This window comes from Arthrobacter roseus (assembly GCF_016907875.1).
Classification (GTDB): Bacteria; Actinomycetota; Actinomycetes; order Actinomycetales; family Micrococcaceae; genus Arthrobacter_J; species Arthrobacter_J roseus.
In genome coordinates, this window is the sequence record NZ_JAFBCU010000001.1 from 652872 (window position 1) to 670715 (window position 17844).

The following is a 17844-nucleotide window of genomic DNA, read 5'->3' on the forward strand; positions in this document are numbered from 1 at the left end:
TTTCTATGCTTGGTTATTCAGCGCGCCTTCAATGGCGCTAGCAAATTGGTCCGCGGTCGAAGACTTAGCGGGTTCGCCCTTCGCCCCTTGTGAGGGGTCGGGCTTCGGGGTTGTCGGTCCGGGCACAATGTCAGCAACGAAAGCCGCAGCATCTTCACGCAACGCTTCCTCCGTGTCACCCTGCAAGCGCCCAATATGCTTAGCGGGTACGCCCGTTTCGAGTGCCACTTTGTAACGGAGCGTGTTGCCTTCCGCTGATTCGGCGCGTGTTACTGCCTCTGTTGCCGCCGTAGTTGCGGTATTGAGAGCGGTTTCGTGTGCTGACTGCAAGGAAGTAACCTGGTTTTCCAGTTCACTCACCCTGCGGTCGGCTACCTTGCGGGCATTCCGCTCGGTGTCCAGTGCCTTCTTCCCGCCGTCAGCCAGCGCGTTAGGGTCGCCCTGATTTGTGGTTTCCTGCGGGTCGTTTGGGTCCGACATTTTGGTTCCTCCATCGCGGATAGAAAAACCCCCGAAGCATCGCGCATGGGGGAGTAATTGGGTCGGCCTAATAGCCGAGGATGTATTTACGGAAATCTCGCTCAACACGGGCGGCCACATCTGGGGTTACCTTCGCGCCGCTTGAGTTTGTGAAAGGATTTCTGCCGGCGCGCACTGCGTCCCAGTTGGCCCGAGCGTCAAAGCTGCGACGCTCTGCGGCTGTCATGGTCGCTCGGATGCTCGGGTTCCTTACGCCGGTCCTACGCGCCTCTAGGATGGCCTCTCGTGCGCCAACTCTGGCACCGCCGCCGCCTAGCTGTCCGAAGCCCTCACGCCCGCCTCTAATGACGCCCATGGGGTCCTGACCACCCGGCAATATGTAGCCATTGCGTTCCAGTAGGGCTAGTGTCTCTTGGCGAGATTTGCCCTGCGCGTAAATTCCCTCCGGCGTCAATCTTCGACCGCGGCCAAAATTGCCACGGCGTGAAGTGCCCTCAGTGGTCAGTAATCCACCAGGCTTCATCCCGCGGCGTGAATTGACGACCTGAAAGATGTCTGAGCCATCACGGATCGCAGCCGCTCCGGCTTTTGTGTAGATCCGGTTCTGATCGGCTTCGGATAAACTCTGGAAGTACTCGTATGGGTCATGGATTAGACCTTCACTGCCTGCGCCGTCAACCGCTGATTGCGTAGATGTCACATGGACACAATCACAGCTCGGATGCCTACTAAAGCCAGCGTTCCAACGGTAGAATCGGCCAGCGAGGATAGAGCATCGTGAGCACGACGGCGGGTTCAACATCCGCACATAGCCAGTGCCGGGACGTGCCGCAATATCGACACCCGCAGCAGCCCTGCCTGCGTCGGCAACCTGCGTCTTGACGATCATGTCCAAAAACTTACGGCCCTGATCCTTAGCTACATCCGCTGCCATTCCCCCGCCAATGAGGGCTTTCGTGTGCGGAACCGGAGCGTGCAGCAGGCTATCTAACGGCCTACCATCCGAGGCATAGCCACCGAACCCAGAAGGATCAACGAACGCTTCCGGCGCCACATATAAGCCTTGTTGCGCCAGTGTGAGCGCGGAGTAAGAAGCCCCCGCAGATGCGGCCTCGACTTGAACTACCGACAATGCCGCCGTGACCTCCGGTAAAGACGCTTCCCACCCGGAAAGGTTGCCCAGATCAACACCAGACCACGCACGACGAGCGGCCAGCACTGCGACTGATTGCAACCGCTGCATCTGCTTGTAATGCGTAACGGCTGCACTCGGAATCACAACGCCTCGCTAACGTCCTTCTCAAGAGAAGTAATAGCCATACGGGATTCACGCTCGAAGTATCCACGCTCCTGCTCCTTGCGCGCCTCAGACCATCCCATCTCATCCCAAACACCTTCACGGGAAAACACGCCATTGCCGTTTGCGTAGAGCTTCGAGAGTGCGTCTGCGGTCTGTGCCTTCGTGGGTGTGCCGGCGTCGTACCAGTCGGTCTTGATCCGGTTACCTTCAGGCCACTTCTCGGTGCGGAACCGCTCATAAAGGGCCATAACCCAGCCCCAACCGTCACCGAAGTTCGCTTGCTTGCGTTCCACGTTCAGGATGAGTCGGGCCTCGTCAGCGCGGATCGCACCCTCAGCGGGAGGATTCACGCTATTCTGCCCAAAATAACGGGTGGGCAGTCCAGTCACGGAAGCCGCGAGCTGTGCATAATGATTCACTGTCGCGTGGAAGTTGCTTAGGTCTGCGGAATCGAACTGACCGACCTTCGCGTCCTTGTTCCCATTAGCCCAGATAGCGCCAAAGTAGGCTTGCCACTGCGGGATCGGGTTGCCTTCCTTATCAACGAAGTCACCCTTAGTCATCCCGAGCACCCACTTCTGGGGAACGGATACGGTCTCGGCTGCGATCTGCAGGTTAGTCAGAGAGCGGGCGGCGGCATCCACTAGCGGGATTACGTCGGTCATCTCCGAAACACCATTCCAACGCCCAATGCGTCGGCGATTCAAGAACATCACAATCGGGACACGGCCCAGATTGTGATCATCTCGTGATATGTCCGTCCATCGCCCGTTGTTCTTCTCTAGCCAGACGGTCGAGTTCGGGCGGTAGAGAGTCGCATACTTTGGTGTCAGGTCGGTCTCGTCTTGCCCGTATAGGCGCAGCGCGGCGTTTATCCTACGGTGTCGCTTATCGACGTCCACGGTGATTTCACGCGGCGACTCGACGGTGATCAGCGGATGCTCGGGGTCTTCCTCATTTGTGCCCACGGTTACATAGCCACGGCCAAGTATCATCGCCTCTTGGTGATGAATAACAGACTCGGAATCCAGGTTGTTATAGTCCCAACCCTCACGAAGCGCTGCAGACGCGACTTCCTGCCCCGGCAAGTAGAAGCGCCGCATAGCCAGCCGATCAGCCACGGAATCAACGGTCGTCCTTGACCAGTTCACCAGCGTTTCAAACCGCCGCAGCTCTGGTGGCACGGCTAGTCCGATATGCTCCAAGCGTTGCGAGCCCTCGTAGTATCGGTCATTCTTCAAGTCAGCCTGAGTGTTGGCTGATCCCTGAATAGCCAAAGACGAAACGAGATTAGTCTCTTCAACGCTTAGCGCCACAATGGACTCCTCTCAAAAAACGAACATACGATTATCAGTAGTTTCAGCATTCCATCCAGCCTCGCGCGCATCAGCGGCGGCAGTGTGGGCCAGGATCTTCGCCATAATCGCGTCGATCTTCTGATGGTTCGATGGTTTGCCCAGCACGTACTGCTGGGCAGGCTTGCCAACCTTCTTCGCGTTCGCGGCGTGGACGGTTGCTATCGGGCACCCGTCGTGCTTGATTCGCCGCTGAGCTAAGTCAATCTCGAAGCGACGGATCTCAGGAAACATCCGTGGGACCTTATTTGTCGGCCACTCGAAAACGTGATTATCGCCGTACTCGATTGACCATTGCCCAATCTCCGAATACCAGTCGTGCGGGTCGCAATACATGCGCTCCACCTTGTACCGCTCGAATATCTCAGCAACGGCAACGTGTACCTGATCGCGGGGGATGAACCCGCCTTCTTCCGCTGGATTCCATACAGCAGGGCGACTATCTGGACCGTAGCGCGGCGTGAATGAGAAACCGTCAATAGTCTCAGCCTGCAATGCGGTGAAATCGTCATTCTCACTGCCATCGAATCCGACGCATATAGCGGTTCCCGGATCAGGATTGGGCAACCAGAGCATTTCCGGCATATGAGCCCTCCCAGATACCATCCTTGAGCCACGCACCGAGACCATGCACGATACGGTTCCCGTAGAATCGTTCAGCCTGTGCCGGGTCAGTCTCCATAAGCTCCGCAGCCTCAGCCTCAATTGCGTTCAGATCAACCCAAGGAGAGCCTTCGTAAACGTACTTGTGGATCTTGTGCCGCTCAGCCTTGTTCTTGTAGCTCAGATCGGCGGGTGGTTTCCGGTAGAACCTGAAAATGTCAGTGGATTTCGACTCGCTGGTCCGTTGAGCCGTCGAGTTCTCCGATGGATCCCAAGGGTTCGTCCACTCAATCGACCGCCCACCCATACCAGCCAGGCCGCGGCGCATAGTCTCAGCTACCCGAACCATTTTGTTCTGGATCGTGTAAATGCCGGACTCATCGAAGTTCGCAAAGTTGATCGGATTACCAAGACGAGATTGGGCCGAGCTCGTAACAGCCTCGATCTTCCCGTCATTCGGTAAACGGACGAACTGCTCGCCAGTCTTCATGATCTCAGCGAGCGGACCACCTCGGACCATCGACTGCAAGGGCCGGTAAACGTTATCCACCTGCTCTTCAGACGTCGCCACGAGCTGAATCAGGGAAGTGTTACGGGGAATGCCCATTGCATCGCCGGGCTCATACTCATAGATGAACCCACAGCCGCAACCATGATCGCGGCAGTCGTAAACCTCACCGCCAACAGCCCAACCGCCGAACACAATTGGCCCAGCAGCCTCCAGTAGCGTGACCGCAGCGGCAAGTGGACCCTTACCCGTCTTCTGCGGCGCCACACACTGCGAACGGCGATACGTGAACGCCGGCGCAAGGATGGGCCGGGATGGAACGAACTTCACGGCCCGCTTGATCCGGTAATGGTTCACGATAATGAACAACTGCCACGTTGACGGAACGAATGGCGCGCCCTTATCGAACCCGTCAGGGACCGAACAGTGAGCCTCTATCCAATCTGCGCCGAGAAAACCTAGAGTCTCGGACGGGGAAAATGACAGCGACAGATCATTCGTCATTCCCCACAACCTTTAGCCGGGTGCGAGACGACGATCGCGTCTTGCCGGTAGTTCCAGTGGCCTTCTGCTCACCCTCAGTAGGCGCAATCTTCCAGCCATTCTCTCGGAGTCCAGCCGGTGTTAGTCCGATTTGATCCCCAAGACGAATAACCTGAGAAACAAGCGCGGCGTTAGCCTCGGCGTCCTCCATACGAACGGACCAGCGAACATACATCGAGACAACACGCCACCGCCATGATTCCAGCGACCACGCGGATGCTTGCGGTGTGCGCCAAAGTTCAGCCCAAACCTCAGCCTCACGCTCACTGACATTCGGCAATAAGAAATCGGGGATCTCACCTTGAAAGCCGCCCGCAGGTAGTGCATGAAAGACAACACCCTGAGCGGCAGACGTTAGCGAGTTGGGGTCTTTTTGTGGACCAGACCTATTTCGAGATCCACCCTGCATGGCGACCTCCTAAATGGCTGAACCTTCGAATATTTGAACCCCTCGCGCAAAGCAGCGCTCTCACCGTCGGTTTTTCTTTCAGGTGGGCTTGGTGGGGATGCGTGGGGGTTGTGTAGGTTAGGAAACCAGATCCCAGATGGACGAGGCGCCACTGTCTGATCGGATTGAATTACACCATCGGTGTGCTGTCTTTAGGTTGGACTCGTCATGAGTGCCGCCTTTGGAACGTGGTATAACGTGATCCAATGTTGCTGCCCAGTCGTCACGCTTGCCGTCAGCTTCGAGATCAACCTGTTCACCACATAGCCAGCACATGTAGTTGTCACGCTTATAGATTGCAGCCCTTATCGCAGGCCTTATCCATCCGTGATGCAGGTAGGTTCCGCGCTCGTCTTTCGCCTTGTCTCGGCAGTAGTCTGTGCAGTAGATGCGTCCTTGGTATGGGCTGGTGTATTGGTCGCCGCATCTCGCGCACTCTCTCACCATTGAGTTAGTTTGGGATGAACTGATTGTACCGTCCGCACTGTCGCGCCAGCACGACCTGCAAGTCTTAGTGCAGTACTTTGCGTTCACATTATTGGCGGGGAATCGCTTAGCGCAATAGTCGCAGTCTTTCCATCCGCCCCTCGGCCAAGAACTTGACCTCCCGAACCACAGTGCCCAGTGATCGTCCGGGAGCTTGCTGCGTCGGTCCCGCGCTCGTTCTGTGCTGCGTCGGGTGCGCGTAAGTTCTGACCTGCATTCGTAGGAGCATACGACCCCATAGATACGCCCTCCGCCTAAACCCTTGAGTACTTCCACACCACAAATAGCACAAGGCACCATTTTCTTTGGGTGCCTATTCTTCATGTGCGTCTGGTTATAGTGAGCCCCACATAAACCGCGTGCTTGGTGCTTGCGGTCGCATCCATCTTTAGAGCAGGTACGCTTATTCATGTAGTCGCTCCTTCTAAGCGATTGCCATAGCCCCGGACTGTTGACGCAGTCGCGGGGTTTACTTATTGGTTAGTCGATCCGGTGCGCTTTCCGTCCGGCTGCGGCTCGGTTGCATAGCGCGTGTTCAGGTCCGGCGTACTTGGTCCGGTCGTCGTCATCATGTCCGAGGTCGAACGGTTCGCTTGGTGGGATGATCTGATTGCAACGCCAGCATGTCAGCGTGCCCGCTTGATGGGCTGGCATATAGCTTGCCCTCAGCGCCTTGTGTGCGCTTCCGTATCCGCGCCGGTAGGAGTTGCCGCGCTTGGCTTCGTACTCGCGCTCGTGCTCGGCACAGTAGCGTTTGACTACAACGTGTGGGCATCCGGTCTTAGGGCAGATGCTCTTGGCTCTTGCCATCTCATCCCCCGTTAGCTAATCCCCGCAGGTTAGCGTCGTCGCTGGGAAGGAATAACCAGCTCTGCAGTCCTTCGCCGGAGTTGCACGGCGTTGACGGGAAATATGTGCCCCGGTTGCTCGTCGCTTGCCTTGGCGTGTTGCGACCCAACCGGGAAGTGTTATTCGTTGTTTGCGGTTGCTATTAGGAATGCTTTGGTGTTGATCGGCACATGGTTGGGGAAGTTGCAGTTAGCGTCTCCGCATGTGCTCGGGCCGAACAAAGGGTGCAGTAGTTCATGTGCTATCCATGCCTTGTTGGACTCAAGGATCTTATTCATGCCCACCTCCAGGAAGTGTGGTGGCTCCTGCATGGAGTAGGCGTGTGGCGGACGCCTCGTTCTTAGGCCCCCAGCAGGCTCAGTCCTCAGCTACCGGAGTAGCATCACACGCCTTACTGTTTGGCACCCGTTTAGGGAACTTGCCCTAGTACATGCGGGGGGTCTCCATGCAGGAAGTGTGAGTGCCCCGCCCGGCGTATGAGGTCGCACGGGCGGGGCTGCGGTGTTATCCGCGAGGCCAGCGAGGGACTGGGGACACCTCGGCTGGACATATAAAAAAAGACCCTCGCCGTATTGGCTGGGCCTTGTGAGACTTCTGGGGAATGCACTTCCTAAGTTACACGGTTGTCATTCATTACGCAACACTCATTAGCGCGTGTCGTACCCATTTCATTTCGTCCGGCCCCCATCCCGCGTTGCAGTGCGTGCATTGCGCTGTCCATTTCCCAATTGGCAGCATCACATCATCGGGTCCCCAGCAGTGAATACTCATCCCCGGCCCTTCCCCGTCCGCGTTGTAGATCATGTCGCAGCTCGGGCATGGGACGGCTGGTCGGTATGGCGGTTTGTGTGGCCTGATGATGCCCTCGATCTGATCCACCCAATCCATCGTGACGTGTTCCAGGAATGCCACCCAGTGCATGTCCTCGACGTCGGCCCATGACTGGATGACGCCCACCAATGTTCCGGTGCTGGATCCTGTTAGGTCGTGTTGGATATCGCGGGCGTCTCGGTCGATGTCCTGTTGGATCGATACAACCTCGGCGCTGATTGGTATTGGGGTCCCGTTGCCCTTGCCGCCCTTGGCTCCGTCGTAGACCGCCTTGGCTAGCTGATCCAATAGCGACGGCTCGGGCTTGCTGTCCAGTGTCGCGCCTGCGGGTAGGTGTGGACGGGTGAGTGTGTGGATGTTCTGACTTAGGCTCATGGGTGCATCTCGCATTCAGTGAGCGCGCCTAGTGTCGCGGACCACGCGCCCACCTTGAGTTCTGTCGTCTGTTTGCCGGGAGCGTAGGTGGGTTCCTGATCGCATAGGCGCTGCTCTGTGATCCAATCGGTGTGTTGCTGCACGAAACACAGTGGCCCGGTGACCGTAGTGGATTGCGGGTAGTCCACATCTAGGGTGATCGTGATGCTCCTGCCGCAGTCGGTCATGTCAAGATCTTCAAGTTTCCTCATTTCCGTCTCCGTTCCAGTTCTATAACCACTGCCGTCGTTAGGTGTAGCGCCTGCTCGTCATTGAATCCGGCGTCCTGATATGAGACGAAGATTTCGCGGTGGATGTTTGCAGCTGCCCGAAGTTCAACGATGTAGTTACTCATTTCCCTGCCTCCCGTTCCAGTGCGTCGGCTAGTTCGCGGATGATGGGGCCGTCTTCGGTGTGTGGTGCGAGTGTCCGTGCCCGTTCGATGAGCTCGGCGGTGGTCTCGTGTTCCATTTGGTGGGATGCACTGCCCCATTCACGTTTCATTGCGTCGGCGACGATGGACCAATCTTCAGCCATCTTGCGTGCGTGTGCCGGATGGTAGTTACCCGTTGCGTAGATCATTGGGCCTCCGGGTAGATATTTGGGGCCTCCAGCAATGATCGATTGGTAGTCATTGGGTTGTTTGGTGTTGAGGCCAACGCGTTTGGCTGCTGCCCATTCGGCGCTGTTGTATTTGCGTTCCATAGTCATGCGCTCCTGTGTGCCTCTGTGCTGGCGTTGTTTGGGTTGGATGGGTTCGGGTGACGCTCGGGGGTTGCGGGGCTTTCCTTGGGTTGTGTGTGATTCTCTGGTGGCACAAGTAAGGCCGCCCCGTCTGGAGCGGCCCCGAATAGTTGGCTCAGAATCTCACCGAGCCGAATTGGATCTTCTAGGTGTTCTCGTTCAGGCATCCCGAACCTCCGAGTAATGGCCGGCGAACTGCATATGCGCCATGCCCGTCGCGCCATGCCGGTTCTTGGCAACGGCGAAACTAATATCGTTCTTCTTGTCGCCCATGATTTCCCGATGCAGGAGGATCACGACGTCGGCGTCTTGCTCGATGGATCCAGACTCGCGCAGGTCGGATAGTCCGGGGCGTTTGTCTTCCCTCGATTCACTGGACCGATTGAGTTGGGATAGTGCGATGACCGGGACATGTAGGTCCATGGCTAGGATCTTCAGTTGCCTCGACATCTCGGATACGAACTCATGTCGTGGCCGCCGATCACCGATGGGCGCGGACATGAGTTGCATGTAGTCCACGACGACGCCCGCCAATGGTTTACGCCGGTTGACGTTGCGAGCGAACGCCCGAATGTCGGCGATGGTCGATCCGGAGTTGTCATTGATCGCCAGTGGTACATGCTGACGCTTGGGCATCCATTCCGAGATCCGCTTCCAATCGGTCGGTGTCAGGTCATGACGGACGATTCGGCCCATGTCGATCTTGAGCTCGTTCGAGATGAGCCGTGATGTCAGATCATTGACAGACATTTCCAGGGACACGAACGCGACAGAGCCGACCTTGAGTAGCGCTTGAGCCATTTGCATAGCGACGACTGACTTGCCCACACTCGGCCTAGCCCCGACGACGTAAACCGCACCTGGTCTTAGCCCGGTGATGATGTCATTCAGTGAAGGCCAGATTGTCGGGACTGAATCAACTTCCTCATCCAGGTAGTTGATCGTCGCTTCCATCGTGTCTTCGAGGAATGACACCCGCTGGTTTCTGGATCGAGGCTGCGTGCCGTCCATGAGCTTGCGGGCTTCCTCCACAATCACATCCGCGTCCCCGCCGTCGTGAACCATTTGGTGGACACTCGTTGCGGCTGATTGGACCCGGCGGAGTGTTGCGGCGTCCGTGACGATCCCGGCGTAGTGGGTTGCGCTGGCTGCTGATGGTGTCGCTTGCATCGCTTCATGTAGGAATGTTGCTGGTATGGGTTCCTTAGCCCGTGCGAGTGCATCCATGACTGTCAGCGCGTCGATGGGTTGATTCGCGGCTTTCATCTCCGCAATAGTGCGATGCACAACTTCATGGATTGGCTGGTGGTAGTCGCGTGGGTTGAAATCCAGCTCGTCAAGGATTTTTCCATTAGTGAGCAGTAATGCCCCGATGATCGATTGTTCAGCCGCGTTTAGATCTTGCATTCATTCCTCCTTACGAATCCCATAACGGGTTGTGCGGGATTTGCTTCTTGGTGGTGCGCTCGGCCTTGAGTAGCCAGTTACGAAAGCCCGCGTCCCAATCACGTAGTCGTCGGTCGTTGGCTTCTGCGTGTGCTCTAAACCGATCAGCCTCGAAGTCCAACCTGATGCCCTCAACTTCGGTGTATTCCTTATGCGCGCTCGTTGGAGCCCAAGACACTGGGAGTGCCACGTTGGGCCTGCGGTTGCCACTGGTAGGCACACTCTCTTTAGAGAGTGTGGGTCGGGTCGGGTCGGGTCGGGTCGGGTCATCGACTTCGCATTCTTTTGCCATAGCATCCGCATGCGGTTTGCCATGCGGTTTGCCATCCCACCTAGCCCTTGCGCCCGCCTTCCCCGCGTCACTACGGGCTTTTCTCTTTTTCTTCTCATCTTCGGCTGATGGCTGAAATTCGTCCCAGTCATGGAAGCGGTAACCTCCGTCAATGCGGTTCCATAAGCCCGCATTAACAAGCGCATCCACACCGCATTCTTTTGCCATGCCATTTGCCATAGCGTTTGCCATGTGGTCGGGGATGAATCCGTCGGTTAGTTGAGCCGCTGACCATGAGCCAGCGCGGACCCATAGTCCAACCGCCTCATTGCCTGCGGCCATAACCTTCGCGTTAAAAGCGAACTGGTCGTCTACCTTAAACCACGGCACTACTTCACCGCCCGCTTGAGCATCTTCCGGACGCCTGCCTCTGTCATGCCGTAGGCGTCGCCAATCTCTTGGTGCGTGAGTCCGTACTGGTGAGCGAGACAGGCAAAGTATGGCCGGTGGATCTGGTTTTGCTGGTGGCGTCCCTGCTGTAGTTCAAGGAACTGTCTAGCAAGATTTTTAAGCTCTACGGGGGCCGTTTCAGCTATCATTGCTGAAGCCCTCCTCTCTGGTGACATCAGAAGGATGGTTAGAAGGATCTGCGGTGTTGGTAGCACTGCGGGTCCTTCGTCTTTATCCTTCTATTGTATCGAACTAATGTCCGCTTAACCCATTTTTATCTGGGTCCTGCACTACTAATTCATCGCAATATTAATTTGATCGCTTCGGTGTCGCGTGGTCGCCAAACATAAGAAGTGATTCCGGCATGGTCGAAAAGGAATAACCATTCTTTCTGGTCCTCGCTAACCCTCCCGGTCTCGGTCTTGAGTTCGGCAACAATGACCCGTTGCCCGCGTACGGCGATAAGGTCAGGAAATCCAGCCTTGACGCCCTGTATGCGCCCGTTGACGGGTCGATTGTCTGGCGCATGAAACCACTTCCACTTGTAGGCAGTCATTAGGTTCTGCACAGTGGACTGGAATCGCCTCTCCGTAATAGCCCGTAGCTGGTTGTCAATGTCGGTAAGTCGCGATGCCATTAGTACCCCTTCCGGGCATAAAAAAACCGCCTATGGGCGGTCGGTGGATATGGGAATATCTCAATGATCATCACGATCCCCCTTCCGGTAATACGACGGTGATGATTGTCCCGTGCGGTAGCTCGTGTGCGCCCTCCACGAATACGGTGATGAGAGTTTCGCCTGATGGTGTCCGGGCGAACTGTGCGGGGCCGGTAAGTTCGCGGCTCATGCGAAGGCACCGAAGACGAGTGCACCCTGAGCGCATCGTTTGGCGATGATTTCGCAGTCTCGTTCGTCGAGCTCGACGCCTATTGAGTGACGCCCAAGTGCCTTCGCTGCCACGAGTGTTGATCCAGATCCGGCGAACGGGTCAGCGACTACCTGCCCTGTCGTCTTGGCTATCAGGCACTCCATGAGCTGGACCGGCTTTTGGTGTGGGTGGAGCCTGCCGTTCTTTGACATTGACTGGACGGGCGCGTAGCTCAGCACGTCATCGCCGGTGTAGCCGTGGCTGAATACGTCAGTGTCTCGCTTGCCCTGCCACTCGCCATCACCTAGGACGTAGATTTCTTGATGAGATGGTTTCCATGGGATGCGGAGGTCGCCCATACCAAGCGCGCCTTTCGTGTCCCAGATCAGGAGTGCCTTGGTAGTTGCTGGGCGGGTGATCTTCCATGAGCCAAAGGCAAGTGCCGGGCGTGAGCCCCATGCCTCGAGCGCGGCATCCCGGTTTGCCGTGTCTGTGTCGTTGAGGATTGACGCCTTGAGCGTGTCTCGACGGGCGCCTGATTTGTAGCTCACCCCGTATGGCGGGTCAGTAACCAGCACGTCAGCACCCAACCATTCGCGGTGTTCAGTGAGACAGTTGCCGTGATATAGCGTCACGTAATCGTCCTGATAATAAAGCGTCATAGCAGTGTTCCTCCCTCGTTCGGCACGATTTCGCGCATGGCAGGCGCTTCTAGGTGGTGGGTGGCCCAGTGTCCGAGGTCTTCACCGAGCCGTAGCCGCCTGAATGCTTCGGCGGCCTGCTCGGCGATCTGCTGAGTGTCAGCTTTGATGCCGATGGAGCTGTGGTCGCGGACCGTCATATGGTCGGCAGTGACCTTCGCTACCACCGTCGTGCCGAGCTTGCGGGATAGGACCATCCATGTCAGGGACTGATTCGCTGTGCCCCACAGTATGGCCGTGGAGTCGTCAAGGGTTTGCGTCATTTCGTTTCCCCGTCGTTGGTCTCGTCGGTCCAGCCCATTTCCCGTGCTGGCCGTTTACAATCCCGGCAGAATGGGCCGAGTGCACGCCCGCCGACGCCGCGTTGTCGCATGATGCCGCATCGGTTGCAGGGCCGCATCTTTCCGTGCACGCGGGGTGATTCAGTAGTGGCTTGGAAACTCATGCCTCAACCTCTCCGTCATCGCAGCATTCGATATACGCCGGGGCTTCTTCACCGCATGAATTGCAGTGACCATACGGATTTCCCAATTCATCTAATACGAATCCTTCTTCGTCATACTCGGTTTCGTTCATGTCAGGTCCTTTCGTGTAGTGGTTTCAGGGTGATCTTCGCGTTCCCATCCGCAACGTGGACACCATCGCTGCGCGTACGATTTGCCTTCGTCGTACCCCATCCATTCGGGGCACACTGGGACAAGCCGCCCGCAAATGCAGTCTGGGTTGCTGCACCACGTCAAACCTGTGTGGAAACTCATGTCAGGTCCTTCCTCGGTATGCCGTCGCGCTCGACCTGTTCGGCGCGTTGTGCTAGGTAGAATGCGGCGATGGGTCCGCATGGTTGACCGATGTCGCCGCGTGCTTTGGCGTCGAGTGCGGCTTGTCGGAGGGCGTCGAGGTATCCGCGGCGGTAAGCACGGTTTACTCGGGTGGCGGTTGGCTCATGACCGACCGATCCCCTCCCGTGATGATGAAGATCGCGTCAAATTCAGTGCTCATGGGTTACTCCTGGTATGTGAGGGTGTCGCCGCCCATGGTGGTGGACGGCGACACGAGGGGGTTTATTGGCTTTAGTACGGTTTATGCGGATTGATTAAAATGGGGGCGAGTTGCTGTCTGGACCGTTACCCCACCCGGAGTTATCCGGTGCGGACTGTCCCCACGGCTGGGATGCCTGCTGGTTCTGCTGGGCTTGCGGCGCGGACCCATTGGATTGCCCATGGGGTGCCTGCTCCAGTTTGCGGAGGGTGTTCAATGTCAAGGACGGCTTCGAGCGTTTACCGCCGCCGTTCTTGTCCTCCCATGACTGAGTTTCGAGGCGGCCCTCGACGTATACCTGGTCACCTTTACTGAGCCCCTGAGCGAACCGGGTAGCGCGGTCATCCCACGCAATGGCCTCCACCGCGAAGTTGCGCGGGGTCTCCCACTGCTGAGTCTGGTCGTTGTACTTGCGGTCAGACATACCGATAAACAACTTGAGGATCGGCATACCGTCGGGGGTTGTGGTTTTCTCCGGGTCGGTGAGGATTCCGGCGATGCCCTGAATGGTGGGAATACTCATGAATTACGCCTCTTCCTGATCGAATCGTGCGGCTTCCTTCTGGATGCCTTGGAGTATGCCGGCTGATTCCCCGGCTGATTGTGCTTCCCTATATAGGGAGTGCAGTTGGTCGAGGGTGGTCGTCGACTTAGCCTCGGCGGTCCAATCACGGTCCACGATCTCCCCGGTGGCCTCGTCGGCTTCGGGCTCAACCTGAGTAAGTCTGGTGAATGCCGAGTCTGGCGCGGGTGTTGTTGGCTCGCCGAGTGATTCGAGCTCTTCCGTGGAGTGCTGGATGCCGTGCATAGCGTCCGGCGCTCCTGCTCTACAAACTTCAGCGATAGCTCGGGATCGGAGCATTGCGCCGGGGTATGCCTTCCAGGTTGCCGTGTTGAGGTTCGCCTGTTTGGCCTTGGCCATGTCCCAGCGGGCTTTGAACTCGAAGTCCGGGTCATCCACGCGGATAAGTGTTGCCTCGGCGTAGGTGTCATCCCCGGTGACGCGGAGCTTGTGCCCGGCCTTGCGAACCATCGCCCCGATGAGGTCAGCGGACGCGCTCGGTTTCCCATTTATTACGTGGACCGACGTGATCGCGTGGATCGGCTTCATGCCCAAGGCTTCAGCGAATTCTATTGCGAATAGCAGGTTGGCCGGGTTGTTCTGGAAGTGCTTAGGCAGGAGGTTCGACACGGCGAGCGTCTTGGCGTACTCAACTTTGTTCCCCGTTGATATAGGGACGATTTCGTTACTCATCGATCATCATGTCCTCTAGTTGGTATGTCGCCCATTTGGGCAGCGATACGGTGGTGAATGCGGGGTAGCCCGGCCACTTGTCGGCGGCTTTGCACTCCCGGTAGATGCGCTTGGCCCGGTCGATCATCTGGCGTCCATAGGCCAACGCTTCGGCGTCGAACTCGGTAACCGATGTTAGGTATGGCTTGGACTTCTCGACGTTCACGAAAGCGAAGGCGTGGTCTTCCCCGGTCAACTCCTTGACACCATCCACGTACATGGCCGCGGACATGAAGTATCCGAAGTCGTAGCCGGTGCGCGGAAAGTCTTTCGGGTTAGCCGACTGGCAAGTTTTGAGGTCCACAATCAGCCCTGACTTTCGTGCGTCCGGCCTAACCTTGTACATCTGGCCCTCTTCCTCCCAGAAGAACGACTGCTCGGCGACGTGTCCGGTGAAAGCGTTGGCCGCGAGTGGGTTACGCATGACGCTCTCCGCTATGGCGTGAACCTCGATGAGGTCCTTGGAGAGCATCGGGGTCAACCCGTCCGTGTATGCCTTATCTCGGTCGCCTTGCGCGGCTTTGGTTCGGTAGCTGTCGTATTCCAGTTCAACGACTGTCTTGAACTCACCCTCAAGCACGAGCTCGTGAACCGCCGTGCCGACGTCGTACGCCTCTTTGTGTACTGGGTGTTCTGACTCCCACTTCCAATGCGCGGGGGTCCGGGTGGCGAGGGTCTTTAGGCTGGTGGATCCCATTGCTGGATCCGCGTGATAATCGGCATTGCTCATACCGTCGTAGATACCAGGCTTATAGTCACTCATGTTCATCCTTGGTGTAGTAGAAGAAGCCGCCGTCGGGTGGGTTGTGTACTCCGCAGCTTCCGTCTGGGCTGGTGCGGCAGTCGCAGCGGTATGGGTTGAGTTCACTCATCGTCGTGTCCTGTCGAGGTTGTGTATGGCTGTCCATGCTGTTGGGTCACGGTGCCCGCCTGACTGCACCGAGTCGGCGGCGGCTTGACGTGCGCGGGCTATCTGGTGGTGCTCGCATCCGTAGCGCGTCAAACACACGCCTTGTGGTGTCCGGCATCGACTGCAACACCCGTCGCCGTTCATGTCGTCGTGTCTTTCATTCGGCCTCCATTGGGCATAAAAAAAGCCGCGTCGTGGCGGCTGTGGGTTGGCGGGTTGTTAGAGGATTCAGGTCATGGCTTCAGTACTCCAATCGTCCATGCTTCCTTGATGGTTTCCATGTGCCATAACGCGAGGTCGTACATGACCCGCCAGTCACCCGTATTGTCGGACGCCCACAACCTGCCGGTGTCGTCCCTGACTTCCATGTAGTAGCAGTACATGAAACCGCGGCGGGAGAACTTGTTCGGTTGACGACGGGCGCGGATAGTTGCCCGGAGTCTCATGGCTTGCCACCCTTGTGGATAAGTGGCTTATATCCAATGCCGCGCCTGACCTGACCGCATGTCGCGCAGTGGCGGTATCGGTAACCCCACCCGGTGCCAGGGTAGTAGTTCGACCAATGCGAACCACTCCGGGTCACGGTCGCTTACCTGCCCGCGTGCGGATCCAGTTACCTATAAGAACGCGTAGCAAGCCTGGGATGGTCCCGTCTTTGAACACGGCGTCTGCCGCCTCCAGTAGTGCCGCCCGTTCCCGTTCGGCCCCGTACGCCTCGACTAGTTCGGCTACTACCTGCGCCCGATGCCAGTTCAGCCCAACTACTCCGGGTGGTCGGTCAACTCCAGGGCGTTCTTCCCTGTTCCAGTATCCGCACTGGCAGGTCTCCCCGCTCGCTACTTGCATCCCGGTTGTGAGCTTGTGCGCTGATAGTGCCTTGGCGATTACTTCCGCGCTCAGTTCCCCGCTCATGACTGGTTCTCAGACTCTTCGGGATGCCATTTCTGTTGGTACTCAAACCAAAGCTCCCGAGCCTCGTCCATCCCGCCACCCATAGCATGAGGGACCATGGCATACAGAACATTGGCAACCTCTCGTAGCTTCAATTCAGCGGTTCTAGAGTTGGCAGCGAGCAGTCTGACGTCCATACGATTTCCGGGGACGATGGAGGCGAGGTTGCTAACCTCGCTGCCGATCCGCATAGTCAGTTCGTCTCGGGTGAAGCGGTAGGCGCTCATGGTTGGTCCTCGTCGTGGTTGCAGTTGCCTTCATCATCGAAATGTTCTTCGTCGGCGTCGTTGTGTAGGATGATCATGCGGGAGACGATCAGCGGCCCGTTCCCGTACGGGTCCAGATACTGGGTGGCTGTGTGCTCCCCGTCAGCGACCCACGCGGTGATGTCGTGCCCACGCCCGGGTCGAATCTCCTCTGCGTATCTGATCGACCAGTCGCCCAGATGGGTGCCAATAATTTTGTGGATCCGGGTGTGTGCTTGAGTCAGTGCTTCGACCTGTCGAATGGTCAGCTCGTTACTCATTTCCCGGCCCCGTCCTGAGCTTCGATGACCATGTCCACGGTGATGCGGCTCCATGCGTCGGGATTTAGTTCCTCATATCGTTCGGCGCATGTAGACCCCCGACGTGCCCGAATCTTACCCAGCACCTTATTCCGGCGTTCGGATAGCTTGGCCTCGGCTTCCCGCGTCTCTTTCGCATCGAACCATTCGGCGCGTGCGAGGAAGAATGCAGCGTCGATGCGACGGCTAGCCCCGTCCTTATAGCTGGCTTTACTCACCCACCAACCCGCAGGCGTCTTCCCGTCCTCATCCAGTACTGGCATCTGGTCGCGGGGGATGACGGCGTACTCGGTGAGGAACTGTTGGACGGCTCCCAGTAGTGATGCGTCGGGCTTTGGGCCTATAGACCGATCATGGTAGATTTCCATGAATCGTGTTTCGGCGTCGGTGTTCATCGTGTTTCCTGTTCGTGTAGGTCGTTGATGTGCGTTCTTGTGGCGGCCCGTAGGTCTGCGAGGGCCACGGCGAGAGCGTAGGAGTCGGCGTCATCCGCAACCGCGAAAATGAACGCTAAGAGAGCTTCGTCGAGGGTCATGGCTTCTCCATTGGCGTCTCGTCCACCGTTACTGGTGGCGCTTCCCAGTCTTTCGGGGTAATCTGTTCCGGCATTTTCCCAACAACTGCCATGTACCACTCAATACTTTTGCCACGCATCTCGATTTGCTCAACGGGTGAAAGGTTGTGGATACAAGATGATGAGTGGAGGTGCTTTCCTCCATTCTGGAACCGGCGGTTGAGCGCAGCAATAACTAAATCTTGAACCTGGTTTGTTTCCATGACGTTCCTTA

At 57.3% G+C, this 17844-nt stretch carries 31 protein-coding genes; 1 reads left to right on the plus strand and 30 read right to left on the minus strand.

Annotated elements, in window-relative coordinates:
- Nucleotides 1-3: 3 nt before the first annotated feature.
- The 20 genes from JOE65_RS03420 to JOE65_RS15300 form a co-directional block, all read right to left on the minus strand.
- The gene (locus tag JOE65_RS03420; protein ID WP_205161916.1) at nucleotides 4-480 is read right to left on the minus strand and encodes a hypothetical protein; all 477 of its coding nucleotides are present in this window, start codon (nucleotides 478-480) and stop codon (nucleotides 4-6) included.
- Nucleotides 481-547: 67 nt separating this feature from the next.
- A complete protein-coding gene (locus tag JOE65_RS03425) occupies nucleotides 548-1759 on the minus strand; it encodes a hypothetical protein (protein ID WP_205161917.1) in 1212 nt (403 codons plus the stop codon).
- Nucleotides 1756-3096: a phage portal protein gene (locus JOE65_RS03430; protein WP_205161918.1), complete on the minus strand. Its 1341-nt coding sequence runs from the start codon at nucleotides 3094-3096 to the stop codon at nucleotides 1756-1758. The genes JOE65_RS03425 and JOE65_RS03430 overlap by 4 nt, the downstream gene beginning before the upstream one ends.
- 12 nt (nucleotides 3097-3108) lie before the next feature.
- Nucleotides 3109-3720: a terminase TerL endonuclease subunit gene (locus JOE65_RS03435; protein WP_239536605.1), complete on the minus strand. Its 612-nt coding sequence runs from the start codon at nucleotides 3718-3720 to the stop codon at nucleotides 3109-3111.
- Nucleotides 3689-4750 (minus strand): terminase, encoded by a 1062-nt coding sequence (locus JOE65_RS03440; protein WP_205161919.1) that lies wholly within the window; start codon nucleotides 4748-4750, stop codon nucleotides 3689-3691. The genes JOE65_RS03435 and JOE65_RS03440 overlap by 32 nt, the downstream gene beginning before the upstream one ends.
- Nucleotides 4740-5198, minus strand: coding sequence for a hypothetical protein (locus JOE65_RS03445; RefSeq protein ID WP_205161920.1), 459 nt, complete (start codon nucleotides 5196-5198; stop codon nucleotides 4740-4742). Before JOE65_RS03445 ends, JOE65_RS03440 begins: the two co-directional genes overlap by 11 nt.
- Before the next feature lie 117 nt (nucleotides 5199-5315).
- Nucleotides 5316-6134, minus strand: coding sequence for an HNH endonuclease (locus JOE65_RS15425; protein ID WP_338021539.1), 819 nt, complete (start codon nucleotides 6132-6134; stop codon nucleotides 5316-5318).
- A 69-nt stretch (nucleotides 6135-6203) separates the two neighbouring features.
- On the minus strand, nucleotides 6204-6533 hold the full coding sequence (locus JOE65_RS03455; protein ID WP_205161922.1) for a hypothetical protein: 330 nt from the start codon (nucleotides 6531-6533) through the stop codon (nucleotides 6204-6206).
- 672 nt (nucleotides 6534-7205) lie between these two features.
- Nucleotides 7206-7778 carry a DUF7341 domain-containing protein gene (locus JOE65_RS03460; protein ID WP_205161923.1) on the minus strand — a complete coding sequence of 191 codons (573 nt, stop codon included), beginning with the start codon at nucleotides 7776-7778 and terminating at the stop codon, nucleotides 7206-7208.
- Nucleotides 7775-8029: a hypothetical protein gene (locus tag JOE65_RS03465; RefSeq protein ID WP_205161924.1), complete on the minus strand. Its 255-nt coding sequence runs from the start codon at nucleotides 8027-8029 to the stop codon at nucleotides 7775-7777. The genes JOE65_RS03460 and JOE65_RS03465 overlap by 4 nt, the downstream gene beginning before the upstream one ends.
- Nucleotides 8026-8172 (minus strand): hypothetical protein, encoded by a 147-nt coding sequence (locus JOE65_RS03470; RefSeq protein ID WP_205161925.1) that lies wholly within the window; start codon nucleotides 8170-8172, stop codon nucleotides 8026-8028. The genes JOE65_RS03465 and JOE65_RS03470 overlap by 4 nt, the downstream gene beginning before the upstream one ends.
- Nucleotides 8169-8528 (minus strand): hypothetical protein, encoded by a 360-nt coding sequence (locus JOE65_RS03475; protein ID WP_205161926.1) that lies wholly within the window; start codon nucleotides 8526-8528, stop codon nucleotides 8169-8171. The genes JOE65_RS03470 and JOE65_RS03475 overlap by 4 nt, the downstream gene beginning before the upstream one ends.
- A gap of 192 nt (nucleotides 8529-8720) precedes the next feature.
- The gene (locus tag JOE65_RS03480; RefSeq protein ID WP_205161927.1) at nucleotides 8721-9968 is read right to left on the minus strand and encodes a replicative DNA helicase; all 1248 of its coding nucleotides are present in this window, start codon (nucleotides 9966-9968) and stop codon (nucleotides 8721-8723) included.
- Between the two features lie 10 nt (nucleotides 9969-9978).
- Nucleotides 9979-10668: a hypothetical protein gene (locus tag JOE65_RS03485; protein ID WP_205161928.1), complete on the minus strand. Its 690-nt coding sequence runs from the start codon at nucleotides 10666-10668 to the stop codon at nucleotides 9979-9981.
- Complete coding sequence (locus JOE65_RS03490) at nucleotides 10668-10877, minus strand: sigma-70 RNA polymerase sigma factor region 4 domain-containing protein (RefSeq protein ID WP_205161929.1); 210 nt, start codon at nucleotides 10875-10877, stop codon at nucleotides 10668-10670. The genes JOE65_RS03485 and JOE65_RS03490 overlap by 1 nt, the downstream gene beginning before the upstream one ends.
- A gap of 149 nt (nucleotides 10878-11026) precedes the next feature.
- Complete coding sequence (locus JOE65_RS03495; protein ID WP_205161930.1) at nucleotides 11027-11365, minus strand: VRR-NUC domain-containing protein; 339 nt, start codon at nucleotides 11363-11365, stop codon at nucleotides 11027-11029.
- A 70-nt stretch (nucleotides 11366-11435) separates the two neighbouring features.
- Nucleotides 11436-11576: a hypothetical protein gene (locus tag JOE65_RS03500; RefSeq protein WP_205161931.1), complete on the minus strand. Its 141-nt coding sequence runs from the start codon at nucleotides 11574-11576 to the stop codon at nucleotides 11436-11438.
- Nucleotides 11573-12259 (minus strand): DNA-methyltransferase, encoded by a 687-nt coding sequence (locus JOE65_RS03505; protein WP_205161932.1) that lies wholly within the window; start codon nucleotides 12257-12259, stop codon nucleotides 11573-11575. The genes JOE65_RS03500 and JOE65_RS03505 overlap by 4 nt, the downstream gene beginning before the upstream one ends.
- On the minus strand, nucleotides 12256-12561 hold the full coding sequence (locus JOE65_RS03510) for a hypothetical protein (protein ID WP_205161933.1): 306 nt from the start codon (nucleotides 12559-12561) through the stop codon (nucleotides 12256-12258). The genes JOE65_RS03505 and JOE65_RS03510 overlap by 4 nt, the downstream gene beginning before the upstream one ends.
- Before the next feature lie 178 nt (nucleotides 12562-12739).
- Entirely contained in the window at nucleotides 12740-12874 is a 135-nt protein-coding gene (locus JOE65_RS15300) for a hypothetical protein (protein WP_275587530.1), read from the minus strand.
- A 265-nt stretch (nucleotides 12875-13139) separates the two neighbouring features.
- On the opposite strand from JOE65_RS15300, the gene JOE65_RS03515 reads away from it, so the two are divergent.
- Nucleotides 13140-13391 carry a hypothetical protein gene (locus JOE65_RS03515; protein WP_205161934.1) on the plus strand — a complete coding sequence of 84 codons (252 nt, stop codon included), beginning with the start codon at nucleotides 13140-13142 and terminating at the stop codon, nucleotides 13389-13391.
- On the opposite strand, the gene JOE65_RS03520 is transcribed toward JOE65_RS03515, so the two are convergent.
- The 10 genes from JOE65_RS03520 to JOE65_RS03565 all read right to left on the minus strand — a co-directional run bounded on the left by JOE65_RS03520 (nucleotide 13392) and on the right by JOE65_RS03565 (nucleotide 17833).
- Entirely contained in the window at nucleotides 13392-13859 is a 468-nt protein-coding gene (locus JOE65_RS03520; protein WP_205161935.1) for a single-stranded DNA-binding protein, read from the minus strand.
- A 3-nt stretch (nucleotides 13860-13862) separates the two neighbouring features.
- Nucleotides 13863-14591 carry a hypothetical protein gene (locus JOE65_RS03525; protein WP_205161936.1) on the minus strand — a complete coding sequence of 243 codons (729 nt, stop codon included), beginning with the start codon at nucleotides 14589-14591 and terminating at the stop codon, nucleotides 13863-13865.
- Nucleotides 14584-15393 carry a PD-(D/E)XK nuclease-like domain-containing protein gene (locus JOE65_RS03530; RefSeq protein ID WP_205161937.1) on the minus strand — a complete coding sequence of 270 codons (810 nt, stop codon included), beginning with the start codon at nucleotides 15391-15393 and terminating at the stop codon, nucleotides 14584-14586. The genes JOE65_RS03525 and JOE65_RS03530 overlap by 8 nt, the downstream gene beginning before the upstream one ends.
- Nucleotides 15394-15773: 380 nt before the next feature.
- On the minus strand, nucleotides 15774-15986 hold the full coding sequence (locus JOE65_RS03535) for a hypothetical protein (RefSeq protein WP_205161938.1): 213 nt from the start codon (nucleotides 15984-15986) through the stop codon (nucleotides 15774-15776).
- A gap of 133 nt (nucleotides 15987-16119) precedes the next feature.
- Nucleotides 16120-16452 carry a hypothetical protein gene (locus JOE65_RS03540; RefSeq protein ID WP_205161939.1) on the minus strand — a complete coding sequence of 111 codons (333 nt, stop codon included), beginning with the start codon at nucleotides 16450-16452 and terminating at the stop codon, nucleotides 16120-16122.
- Nucleotides 16449-16718, minus strand: coding sequence for a hypothetical protein (locus JOE65_RS03545; protein WP_205161940.1), 270 nt, complete (start codon nucleotides 16716-16718; stop codon nucleotides 16449-16451). The genes JOE65_RS03540 and JOE65_RS03545 overlap by 4 nt, the downstream gene beginning before the upstream one ends.
- Nucleotides 16715-17017 (minus strand): hypothetical protein, encoded by a 303-nt coding sequence (locus tag JOE65_RS03550; protein ID WP_205161941.1) that lies wholly within the window; start codon nucleotides 17015-17017, stop codon nucleotides 16715-16717. The genes JOE65_RS03545 and JOE65_RS03550 overlap by 4 nt, the downstream gene beginning before the upstream one ends.
- Nucleotides 17014-17451 (minus strand): hypothetical protein, encoded by a 438-nt coding sequence (locus tag JOE65_RS03555; RefSeq protein ID WP_205161942.1) that lies wholly within the window; start codon nucleotides 17449-17451, stop codon nucleotides 17014-17016. Before JOE65_RS03555 ends, JOE65_RS03550 begins: the two co-directional genes overlap by 4 nt.
- The gene (locus JOE65_RS03560) at nucleotides 17448-17591 is read right to left on the minus strand and encodes a hypothetical protein (RefSeq protein WP_205161943.1); all 144 of its coding nucleotides are present in this window, start codon (nucleotides 17589-17591) and stop codon (nucleotides 17448-17450) included. The genes JOE65_RS03555 and JOE65_RS03560 overlap by 4 nt, the downstream gene beginning before the upstream one ends.
- Nucleotides 17588-17833: a hypothetical protein gene (locus JOE65_RS03565; protein WP_205161944.1), complete on the minus strand. Its 246-nt coding sequence runs from the start codon at nucleotides 17831-17833 to the stop codon at nucleotides 17588-17590. The genes JOE65_RS03560 and JOE65_RS03565 overlap by 4 nt, the downstream gene beginning before the upstream one ends.
- Between the last annotated feature and the right edge of the window lie 11 nt (nucleotides 17834-17844).